Consider the following 9,835-nt stretch of genomic DNA (forward strand, 5'->3'; position numbering starts at 1 on the left):
CCGAGCGCACGCTGGCGGAGACCCGCGCGGCTGCGGTCGATGCGCTCGCCGCCTGGCATGACGCGCGCGCGCGCCTCCAGCGCCTCACCGGCGCCGCTCCCACGATCACGAAAGACTGAGCCCATGAAGATCACGATTTTGCGGGCGACGTTGCCCCTCGCGCTTGTCGCCACGCTCGCCGCTTGTGGCGGCACCAAGCCCGCCGAGGAAAAGACCGAGGCCGAAGCCAAGGAAAGCGCCGAGGCGCCAGAAGGCATCGTCAACCTCACGCCCCAGCAGATCACAACAGCCGGTATCCAGCTCGTGCGTCCGACCATCGGCGGCGGCGGAGCGATCGAGCTGCCTGCGACCATCGAAGGCGACCCGCAGGGCACGCAGGTCGTGTCGGCGGCAATCGGCGGACGCATTGTCGCGCTGACCCGCAACCTCGGCCAGTCGGTCGGACGGAGCGAAACGCTGGCGGTGATCGAAAGCCGCGAGGCCGCCCAGCTCAACGCCGAGGTCGAGGCGGCACAGGCGCGCGCCGTGCTCGCCCAGTCCAATCTCCGGCGCGAGCAGCGCTTGTTCGACGAACGCGTGTCGGCCGAGCAGGATCTAATCGCGGCGCGCACTGCCGCGCGCGAAGCCGATATCGCGCTCAGGCTCGCCCGCCAGCAGGTGTCAGCGGCGGGCGGTGGCGGCGGCTCGCTCAACCGTATCGCGATCCGCGCCCCGATTGGCGGCCAGGTGATCGCGCGCTCCGTGACGCTCGGCCAGACCGTTGCCGCCGATGCCGAGCTGTTCCGGGTCGCCAACCTCTCGACCGTATCGCTGACCCTGTCGCTGTCCGCCGCCGATGCCGGCCGCGTCCGGCCGGGCGCCACCGTCGAAGTGAGCGCGTCGGGCCGGCAAGCCACGGCGCGCGTCACCTTCGTCTCGCCGGTGCTCGACGAGACTACCCGGCTGGTGCCGGTGATCGCGACGCTCGACAATCGCGCCGGCCAGTGGCGGGTCGGCGAGAGTGTGCAGGCGGCGATCCTGCTGGGCGGCGGCCAGGGCGGCAGCGCGATCAGCGTGCCGTCGACCGCGGTGCAGATGGTCGAGAACAAGCCGGTGGTGTTCGTCCGCACGGCCACCGGGTTCCGCGCGGTGCCGGTCACGCTTGGCCAGGCCAATGGCGCCTCGGTCACGATCCTGTCGGGGCTGACCGGCCGCGAACAGATCGCCGCCGCCAACAGCTTCACCCTCAAGGCCGAACTCGGCAAGGGCGAAGGCGGGGACGAGGACTGAGCCATGATCGAACGCATCGTCACCCTCGCGGTCGAGCGCCGCTGGCTCGTCCTGCTGCTCACCGCCATCGCCGCCATCGTAGGCGCCGCCTCGCTCTATCGGCTACCGATCGACGCGGTGCCCGACGTCACCAACAACCAGGTCCAGATCAACGTCCGCGCGCCCGCGCTTTCGCCCGAGCTGATCGAGAAGCAGGTCACCTTCCCGGTCGAGACCGCGCTTGCTGGCATCAAGGGGTTGGAAAGCACACGCTCGCTGAGCCGGAACGGGTTCGCTCAGGTCACGGCCGTGTTCACGGATTCGACCGACATCTATTTCGCGCGGGCACAGGTCGCCGAGCGCATCAACGACGCCAAGGAGCGCCTGCCCGACGGCGTAACCCCCGAAATGGGGGCGATCGCGACCGGCCTCGGCGACATCTATATGTGGACCGTCCGCTATCAGGATCGCGGGCACGACCAGCACAAGCCGGGCGAGCCCGGCACCCAGCCCGACGGCAGCTACATCACGCCCGAGGGCGACCGGCTGGTGAGCGAGGCCGACAAGGCGACCTATCTCCACACCGTGCAGGAATGGATCGTCGCGCCGCAGGTCAAGTCGGTCGCCGGTGTCGCCGGGGTGGATTCGCTCGGCGGCTACGACAAGGAATATCTGGTCGTCCCCGACGTGCAGAAGCTCGCCGCGCTCAAGCTGTCGCTGAGCGAGCTTGCCGCCGCGCTCGAGGCGAACAACAGCGCGATCGGCGGTGGCATCGTCGACCGCAACGGCGAGGGTCTCGCGGTCCGTGCCGATGCGCGGATCGTCAGCACCGCGCAGCTCGCCAGCACGGTCATCGCCACGCGGGAGGGCACGCCGATCCTGCTCGGGCAGGTCGCGGCTGTGCGGCTGGGCCAGGCGATCCGGCTCGGCTCGGCGTCCGAAGCCGGGCATGAGGTGGTCACCGGCACCGCTGTGATGCGAATCGGTGAGAACAGCCGGACGGTCTCGACCGGCGTGGCCGAACGGCTGCGCCGCATCGGCCCGTCGCTGCCGCCCGACATCGTGATCGAGCCGGTGCTCGATCGCACCGACCTCGTCAACGCGACGATCTCGACGGTCGCGCGCAACCTCGGCGAAGGTGCGCTGCTCGTCATCGTCGTGCTGTTCGTGCTGCTCGGCAATTTCCGGGCCGCGCTGATCGCGGCGGCGGTGATCCCGATCACCATGCTGCTGACCGGGTTCGGCATGCTCCAGGCCGGTGTCTCCGCCAACCTGATGAGCCTGGGCGCGCTCGATTTCGGCCTGATCGTCGATGGCGCCGTGATCATCGTCGAGAACGCGCTCAGGCGGATCGCCGATCGTCAGCACCATCTCGGCCGGCCGCTCGATCGCGGCGAACGTCTCGCCCTGGTCGCGCAGGCCGCGCGCGAGATGATCCGCCCGTCGGTCTTTGGCCAGGCGATCATCATCCTCGTCTATGTGCCCCTGCTCACGCTTTCGGGCGTGGAGGGCAAGACGTTCGAGCCGATGGCGCTGACCGTCATCATGGCGCTGCTGTTCGCGTTCGTATTGTCGCTGACCTTCGTGCCCGCGGCGACAGCGATCTGGCTGAGCAAGCCGGTCGAGGAGAAGGAAGGCCGGATCGTCGGCTGGCTACGCCGCCGCTACGAACCGGGACTCGACCAGGCGATGCGCGCGCCCAAGCGGACCTTCGGGATCGCGATCGGCGCGCTCGCATTGGCTGGCGCCGGTTACGCCACGCTCGGCCAGGAGTTCCTGCCGCAGCTCGACGAGGGCAATGTCCTCGTCCAGGCGTTCCGGGTGCCCGGCACGTCGGTCGACCAGAGCCAGAAGATGCAGTTCCAGATCGAGAAGGCGCTGTCGGGCATCCCCGAAGTGCGGGTCGTGTTCTCGCGCACCGGCACCGCCGAGCTTGCCTCGGACCCGATGCCGCCCAACGCCACCGACACGTTCGTGATGCTCAAGCCGCGCGGCGAATGGCCCGATCCGGGCGAGACCAAGGCCGATGTCGTCGAGCGGATCGAGCAGCGCTTGGCGCAGGTGCCCGGGCACAGCTACGAGATCACCCAGCCGATCCAGATGCGATTCAACGAACTGATCGCGGGCGTACGCAGCGATGTCGCGGTCAAGGTGTTCGGCGACGATTTCGCCCAGATGAACACGACGGCCGACAGGATCGCGGCGCTGCTCCGGCGCACTCGGGGCGCGCAGGACGTCAAGGTCGAGCAGACCGAAGGGCTGCCAATGCTCGACATCGCGTTCAACCGCGACGCGGCGGCGCGCCTGGGCGTGACCGCCAGGGACGTGCAGGACGTCGTCGCTGCGGCAGTCGGCGGCCGCGCGGCGGGTGTGATCTACGAAGGCGACCGCAAGTTCCCGATCGTGATCCGCCTGTCGGATGCCGAGCGTGCCAATTTCGCGACGCTCGGCCAGACGCCGGTGCCGACGCCGTCGGGCGCATTCGTGCCGCTCGCCAACGTCGCCGACATCCGCGTCGCCGATGGCCCCAACCAGATCAGCCGGGAGAACGGTAAGCGCCGCGTGGTGGTCCAGGCCAATGTCCGTGGCCGCGACGTCGCCGGCGTGGTCGCGGACGCTCAAGCCGCCATCGCCAAGGATGTTCGGTTGCCCGCCGGAATCTGGCTCGAATGGGGCGGGCAGTTCGAGAATCTCGCTTCCGCGCGCGACCGCCTGATGCTGGTCGTCCCGGCCTGCTTCGCGCTGATCCTGCTGCTGCTCTACGGCGCGCTCGGCAGCGCGCGCGACGCGGCGATCGTGTTCACCAGCATACCGTTGGCGCTGGTTGGCGGCGTGGCTGCGCTGATGTTGCGTGGCATGCCGTTCTCGATCTCGGCGGCGGTCGGATTCATCGCGCTCTCCGGCATCGCGGTATTGAACGGCCTGGTGATGGTCACATCGATCCAGGACCTGATGCGGGCTGGCATGGATCGCGTCCGGGCGAGCCGCGAGGGCGCGTTGCTCCGGTTGCGGCCGGTGGCGATGACCGCGCTGGTCGCCTCGCTCGGGTTCGTGCCGATGGCGCTCGGCCACGGCGCCGGCTCGGAGGTCCAGAAGCCGCTTGCGACCGTGGTGATCGGCGGACTGATCTCCGCGACGCTGCTGACGCTGTTCGTGCTGCCGACGCTCTACGCGTGGCTCGGGCGTCGAGAATTGCCGGCGTCGAAGGTGGCCCATGCCGACGAGTTGCTGCCATATCCTTCCGCGAAAGCAGAGGCCAGACGCTGATCATCCGTATCGGCATCGCGCACCGGGAGCGGCAATCGCTTGGATGACGCGGCAGTCGGCCATGCGCCTGCCCGCGCAATCGCTGCGAGTGCGGCGCGGAAACGAATGTCCGGCACGAATTCCGTTCGCTTCCACAACCCGATAGCCGAAAAATAGGGGTGACTTTGAGTGCGATGAAACCTGCCTTTCGAGCGATGGAAGGTGGCGTGGGCGATTTGAGCCGGGAATGCCTGTTGGAGATTTGCGCGACGGTGGTCCTCGGCGCTCGGTATACGGGGGCACGCTGCCTTTCGCGCTGACCAGAGAAATCTGGACGCTCTATCTGCTCGGATTCAACCAGTCGGTCGCGAGCGGGGTCGGGTTCATCGCGACGGCCGGCGTCTCCGCCGACTTCTCGGGCGCGGGCTCCGAGGTGATGAGCCGGATCGCCGCGTCGATGATCGGCGGCATGCTGACCTCGCCGCTGCTCTCGATGTTCGTTCTGTCCGCCGCCTATTCTGTTGCTTCGCAAGCCGCGACGCGGCGCCCATCTTCCGAAATTACCCCCGCCTCTCAACAAAGGAGATCATCATGAGAGCATTACGCGCCGCACTGTTTACCGCCGCCATTCTGGCCGCTGGTCCAGGCTTCGCCCAATCCATGAGCGGAGATATGAAAGGCATGTCCGGTATGGCGGGCATGGACAAGAAAGCGCCTGCCGCCAAGACGGGGCAGGGTGTCGGTGTCATCACCGCGATCGATGCCAAGGCGAACAAGCTCACGATCCAGCATGGACCGATTCCGGCGGTGGGCTGGCCCGCTATGACCGTGGCGTTCAAGGCCAATCCGCGACGCTGCTTCGCGGCCTGCGGGTGGGCCAGCGGATCGGGTTCGACGTCAAGACCCAAGGCATGGCCGCCGAGGTCACTGCCGTTCGACCGCAATAGGGACTATCTGCGCGAGGCGGGCACCATTTGGGTCCGCCCGCCTCGGCGAGATGTCTTGCAGGAATAGCCTGACCTCATGGAGATCAGTCAGGCGCAGCAAGAAGCGCCTGGACCCGAAAGTTGAATCGGTGGGCACGCTACCGTCCCATAGGAGCAGAACACACAGCAATCTCCTGCCATCGGGCGCAACAAGGCGCCGCAGCCGGTGCAATCGTAGAAATATTGGCAGGCGTTCGTCGGCATCGTTTCCGTCTTCACCGTGCCGCATTGCGGGCAAGTGATGGTCGATTCGAGAAGGGGCGCGCGCTCAGACATAGGCATATCCAAGCCAGAGCAGGATCGCGCCGACCGTCAAGCCGACGAACACCACAACACGTAAGGCAGGTGGCGTGCAGGCGCCGTCGGGTCCACAGGTCATCGCCACGCGCTGTGGCCGCCAGAGCATGATTGCGCCACCGACAAGGCAGAGTGCACTCAAGCCGAGGAGAAGCGTCCGATAGGGAGCTGCGGCAACGGCGATGCCGCTCAGCCACCCCACACTGACGCCAACGGTGGTCAGCAAGATCGGCAAGGCGCAGCAGGAGGCTACGCCGAATGCCGACGCTATTGCGCCGAAGGCGAGTAACAGCGCCCCACGCGCGCTCGAAAAGCGGCCCAGGACATATGGTTTGGACGTCATCGGCGACTCCTTGCGATCAATTGGCTGGAACTCTACCATCTGTAGGAACTACAGACTCAACCCCCCAATTTCGAAAGGCGAGGGGCGGCCATGGAAGCCATCGCGATTGGAGAGCTGTCGCGGCGCACGCGCTGCAACATTGAGACGATCCGCTATTATGAGCGTATCGGACTGCTGCCTATGCCGGCTCGCCGGGGCCGGTACCGCAGCTTTGGTCTCGCGGATGTTGCGCGGGTCCATTTCGTCCGGCGTGCGCGCGAGCTGGGCTTTACGCTAGACGAAATTCGGGCGCTGCTCGGAATCGCCACCGCCGAAGATATGGCATGCGGCGACGCCCGCGAAATCGCGGCTTCGCACCTCCGACAGGTGCGCGCGCGGATTACCGACTTGAGGCGTATGGAGCGCGTGCTTGCCGACACCGTCCGTGCCTGCGACGCCGGCGATCAGGTCGGATGCCCGTTGATCACGACATTGTCGGCTGCCGCCCAATTGGGGCTTAGTCGGCGATGAACTGCCGCACCTGCCCCGAAACATTCAACGACTGACGCGATCCTGGTGGCCAGAAAGGATGCCCGCCGCCAACTCGGCCGCGAACATGACAATGTTGATCGCTAGCGATGCAGTGCTCCGACGCCAAGCGAGACTGGGGGTGGGCCGGCTCTGTCGGTTGCACCGTCGCGGCAGGCGACCTCTTCGGCAGCCGCCTGATCAGTGCTGCGGCCCAGAGCTAACGCATGTCGACCGTAGCATTTGGTTCGACCGGTAGATCGCAGCTGCGGCCTATACGTATATCGAGGCTGGACCTGGGACCGTACTCCGACGCTTGAAGAGAAGTTCTTCCCCTCGCGTTTCGAGCGGTGGTGTCAACATCTATTAAAGGAGGAGAATATGATCAAGAAGTCCATCACGGTTGCGCTGGCCGGAATTTCGATGCTTGCCGCCGTTCCGGCGATGGCTCAGGGTATCGGGCACAGCTTCTTCATGCGTGGCTCGATCGTGGGCGCGGATGCCCAGGGCACGATCGTCTGCATCGGCAAGAGCGATGGCGCCGAAGTCGGCCAGACGCTGGAAGTCTATCGTGTCGTGACCCATCCTGGTCCCTCGAAGGGCGTAGCGCCAACCTACCATCGCCAGCTTGTCGGTCATGTGACCGTCGACCACATCTACGATGATCACTTCGCGCACGTCGCGGTGAAGGATGGGACGCCGGCAAAGCACGACATCGTCGAGCTTCGCCGCAGCAACTGACACGGCCTCGGCATCGGTCGGAGCCGTGGCCGGAGCTGAACCTCCGCCGCCGCTCCGAACGAGATAGCCGAGGGTTCGCACTCAGCTAATGAAAGAGTTCGACATGAAAGCAGTGATGCTTGCCGCAGCGGGTTTGGCCCTGCTATCGGCAGTCCCGGCCGCCGCGCAAGGTATTGGCCACACATGGTTCATGCGCGGTTCGATCGTTGATACCGATGAGACCGGTCCGGTTGTCTGCATCGGAAAAGCCGATGGTGCGGAGGTCGGTCAGGTTCTCGACGTGTATCGGAACGTCCCCGTACCGGGCGGTTCCTATAAGGGCACGGGTCCGGCATTCCGTCGGCAATTCGTCGGTCATGTGAGGATCAATCACATCTACGACGATCACTTTGCCCGTGTGACCGTCGCCGACGGCACACCGGCCAAGCACGACATCGTCGAGCTTCGCAAGAATTGACCGTGCCTCCGGCGACCGGCCGGCAAAAGCTGCCCGACGGCGAGGATGTCGGGCAGTCCGCCGGCTGGCATAGCGCCGGTGGCCTAAACAGGGCCATTCGGGGTCGCAGTAAAACTGCTTGACCCAGGACCACGGTCCCACCGGCATAATCGAGCGGATGTCATGGGTAATTTCAAGATCGGCGAACTGGCCGCGGCCGCAGGCGTGGGGCGTGACACGATCCGCTATTACGAGCGGATGGGTCTGTTGCGTGCGCCTGAGCGAACCGCATCAGGCTATCGGCTGTACAATGAGACGGACCTCGAGCGCGTCAACTTCATCCGCTCGGCCCAGGAACTCGGCTTCACTCTCGAGCAAGCTCGGCAACTGCTGGAACTCAGGGCTTCCGATACCTCCAGTGCGCAAGCCGTACTCGACATCACGCACGCCAAGATCAGTGACACCGAGGTCCGGCTCAAGCGTCTGTCCGACATCCGCGAAATGCTTCGGATGCTTGCCGACGAGTGCCCGGGCGAAGTGCCAGTTTCCGATTGCCCGATCTTGGCCTTCCTGACGGCAAGGCGGAAAGACCAACATAAAAAAACAAAAGACGAAGCGGCGCAGGGTGAACGATCACCGTTATCAAAAGGGGTCTTATCATGACGAAAAAGCATATCATCGCAGTAACAGTTCCGGCGTTACTTCTGGGAGCTGTGTGACCACACGGCCCACTAGTGCACAGGTGGAGAGCTGCCGGGCGATGGAGAGCAATATGGGTCTCCAGACGCCCCATGACCATGGCGAGATGAAGGGCCAGGGCCGCAACCCCATGAATCTCTCGCACGACCGGTGCCTTCAGATTCTCCGTAACGCGCAATGATCTGGTCCGGGCGGCGGAGAGCCGCCCGGACGTTTCCAATGAGAAGGAACAAGCCATGATCGGACATGACAAGACCGTTCTGCCCCTCGTCGGCGGGACCCTGTTGATGGCGCTCGTGCTCTCCGGCTGTGACCGCAAGAGCGATCAGACGGTGCCGCCCGCGGCGAACAGCGTTGCTGCGGTCCCGCTCCCGACCGACACGGCGAATGGCGCTGACGCGGATCCCTCGGACGAAGTGAGAAACCAGGAGGAGATGGAGCGCCATCATCGCCAGGCCATGGACCATGATGCGATGCGGGCGGGGGGCTCGAACGGGAGCGCTCCGGCGACGGACCCGGCGCGACGAACCAGGCCATGCCGATGAAGGATATGTAGGCGCACGAAGGGGACGAGGATGCGCAATCGGATCGGCCTTCGCCGCTGGAGCCTTTGGCTCGCGCTCGCCCTGAGCCTGTCCATGAGCGTCAAGGCACAGGAAGGCGAGGATCATGCCGCCCATCATGGCGGCGGCATTGGCGCCGCCTCGATGCCGGCTGACGGGGCTATGTCCGCCCCGTCGGCGCCGGGATCGTCCGACATGGCGAAGATGATGAACCCCATGATGGACCGCATGATCAACGGCGAGGGAGAGAACGAGCACGGCCACGATTCTCGCCGGGCGGCCTTCTTCTCCCAGCTCCTGGCCTTTCCAGCGCTCGACGAAGCCGCCCGGCAGCGTGTGGCGTCGCAGGCCAGTGAACGGGTCAACACGGGCCTGGCGATGATCAATGCCGCGTCGGCCGACGGAGCGCGGGCGACGACGATCTCGGCACGGCTGGAGGCGGCCCGTCGCATGCGCGAGGGGACGGATCTGTTCCGTGCAGGCTCCGCCGCGCAGGGCGCGATTGGCGGCCTGCAGCCGCCCCGGGAGGTAGGCCTCTCCTGGTTTCGCGATCAGCTCGATCTGGACGAGCCCCCGTCTGGCCACGCCAACCATTGGTTCGGCATTTCCCCTTCGCATCTGCTTCTCATGGTGTTCCTGGCGCTCGTCAGCGCCACGCTGATCGCATTGCAGATGTTTCGCCTGCGGCGGATTGCCGCGATCGTCGGCGGGGGTGCCGCCAAATCGCCGCCATCGGCGGCGCCGGTGGCGGCTCCGGTTGCCGGCAAAC

The 9,835-nt window shown here is 65.9% G+C and carries 10 protein-coding genes and 2 pseudogenes; 10 read left to right on the forward strand and 2 right to left on the reverse strand.

What is annotated here, in order from left to right; all coding sequences use genetic code 11:
* The first annotated feature begins 123 nt into the window (after window positions 1–123).
* From BF95_RS23665 to BF95_RS23680, 4 genes and pseudogenes are all read left to right on the forward strand, one after another.
* Entirely contained in the window at window positions 124–1,269 is a 1,146-nt protein-coding gene (locus tag BF95_RS23665; protein ID WP_043155071.1) for an efflux RND transporter periplasmic adaptor subunit, read from the forward strand.
* Window positions 1,270–1,272: 3 nt separating this feature from the next.
* Window positions 1,273–4,515 carry an efflux RND transporter permease subunit gene (locus BF95_RS23670; RefSeq protein WP_043155073.1) on the forward strand — a complete coding sequence of 1,081 codons (3,243 nt, stop codon included), beginning with the start codon at window positions 1,273–1,275 and terminating at the stop codon, window positions 4,513–4,515.
* 277 nt (window positions 4,516–4,792) lie between these two features.
* Window positions 4,793–5,033 (forward strand): annotated as a pseudogene (locus BF95_RS23675) (hypothetical protein); the annotation flags it as partial.
* 52 nt (window positions 5,034–5,085) lie between these two features.
* Window positions 5,086–5,508, forward strand: a complete 423-nt coding sequence (locus BF95_RS23680; protein WP_235209969.1) for a copper-binding protein — start codon at window positions 5,086–5,088, stop codon at window positions 5,506–5,508.
* Window positions 5,509–5,528: 20 nt separating this feature from the next.
* Here the strand turns inward: BF95_RS23680 and BF95_RS30840 are convergent, their stop codons facing one another.
* Together BF95_RS30840 and BF95_RS23685 are read right to left on the reverse strand one after the other, a co-directional pair.
* Entirely contained in the window at window positions 5,529–5,756 is a 228-nt protein-coding gene (locus BF95_RS30840) for a GDCCVxC domain-containing (seleno)protein (RefSeq protein WP_081659657.1), read from the reverse strand.
* Window positions 5,749–6,120, reverse strand: a complete 372-nt coding sequence (locus tag BF95_RS23685; protein WP_152542912.1) for a mercuric reductase — start codon at window positions 6,118–6,120, stop codon at window positions 5,749–5,751. Before BF95_RS23685 ends, BF95_RS30840 begins: the two co-directional genes overlap by 8 nt.
* 90 nt (window positions 6,121–6,210) lie before the next feature.
* Between BF95_RS23685 and BF95_RS23690 the strand changes: the two genes are divergently transcribed.
* The 6 genes and pseudogenes from BF95_RS23690 to BF95_RS23715 all read left to right on the forward strand — a co-directional run.
* On the forward strand, window positions 6,211–6,630 hold the full coding sequence (locus BF95_RS23690) for a MerR family transcriptional regulator (protein WP_021243986.1): 420 nt from the start codon (window positions 6,211–6,213) through the stop codon (window positions 6,628–6,630).
* 378 nt (window positions 6,631–7,008) lie between these two features.
* Window positions 7,009–7,368 carry a hypothetical protein gene (locus BF95_RS23695; protein ID WP_043155076.1) on the forward strand — a complete coding sequence of 120 codons (360 nt, stop codon included), beginning with the start codon at window positions 7,009–7,011 and terminating at the stop codon, window positions 7,366–7,368.
* A gap of 115 nt (window positions 7,369–7,483) precedes the next feature.
* Window positions 7,484–7,825, forward strand: a complete 342-nt coding sequence (locus tag BF95_RS23700; protein ID WP_043155087.1) for a hypothetical protein — start codon at window positions 7,484–7,486, stop codon at window positions 7,823–7,825.
* 162 nt (window positions 7,826–7,987) lie between these two features.
* A complete protein-coding gene (locus tag BF95_RS23705; protein WP_043155077.1) occupies window positions 7,988–8,467 on the forward strand; it encodes a heavy metal-responsive transcriptional regulator in 480 nt (159 codons plus the stop codon).
* 272 nt (window positions 8,468–8,739) lie between these two features.
* Entirely contained in the window at window positions 8,740–9,048 is a 309-nt protein-coding gene (locus tag BF95_RS23710) for a hypothetical protein (RefSeq protein WP_235209971.1), read from the forward strand.
* A gap of 30 nt (window positions 9,049–9,078) precedes the next feature.
* A pseudogene (locus tag BF95_RS23715) lies at window positions 9,079–9,835 on the forward strand (2Fe-2S iron-sulfur cluster-binding protein); the annotation flags it as partial.

The sequence above is a fragment of the Sphingobium sp. Ant17 genome (assembly GCF_000588875.1).
Classification (GTDB): Bacteria; Pseudomonadota; Alphaproteobacteria; order Sphingomonadales; family Sphingomonadaceae; genus Sphingobium.

Coding starts and splice junctions, on each gene's coding strand:
- BF95_RS23665 (WP_043155071.1), top strand. CDS start 124: ATGAAGATCACGATTTTGCGGGCGACGTTGCCCCTCGCGCTTGTCGCC.
- BF95_RS23670 (WP_043155073.1), top strand. CDS start 1,273: ATGATCGAACGCATCGTCACCCTCGCGGTCGAGCGCCGCTGGCTCGTC.
- BF95_RS23680 (WP_235209969.1), top strand. CDS start 5,086: ATGAGAGCATTACGCGCCGCACTGTTTACCGCCGCCATTCTGGCCGCT.
- BF95_RS30840 (WP_081659657.1), bottom strand. CDS start 5,756: ATGTCTGAGCGCGCGCCCCTTCTCGAATCGACCATCACTTGCCCGCAA.
- BF95_RS23685 (WP_152542912.1), bottom strand. CDS start 6,120: ATGACGTCCAAACCATATGTCCTGGGCCGCTTTTCGAGCGCGCGTGGG.
- BF95_RS23690 (WP_021243986.1), top strand. CDS start 6,211: ATGGAAGCCATCGCGATTGGAGAGCTGTCGCGGCGCACGCGCTGCAAC.
- BF95_RS23695 (WP_043155076.1), top strand. CDS start 7,009: ATGATCAAGAAGTCCATCACGGTTGCGCTGGCCGGAATTTCGATGCTT.
- BF95_RS23700 (WP_043155087.1), top strand. CDS start 7,484: ATGCTTGCCGCAGCGGGTTTGGCCCTGCTATCGGCAGTCCCGGCCGCC.
- BF95_RS23705 (WP_043155077.1), top strand. CDS start 7,988: ATGGGTAATTTCAAGATCGGCGAACTGGCCGCGGCCGCAGGCGTGGGG.
- BF95_RS23710 (WP_235209971.1), top strand. CDS start 8,740: ATGATCGGACATGACAAGACCGTTCTGCCCCTCGTCGGCGGGACCCTG.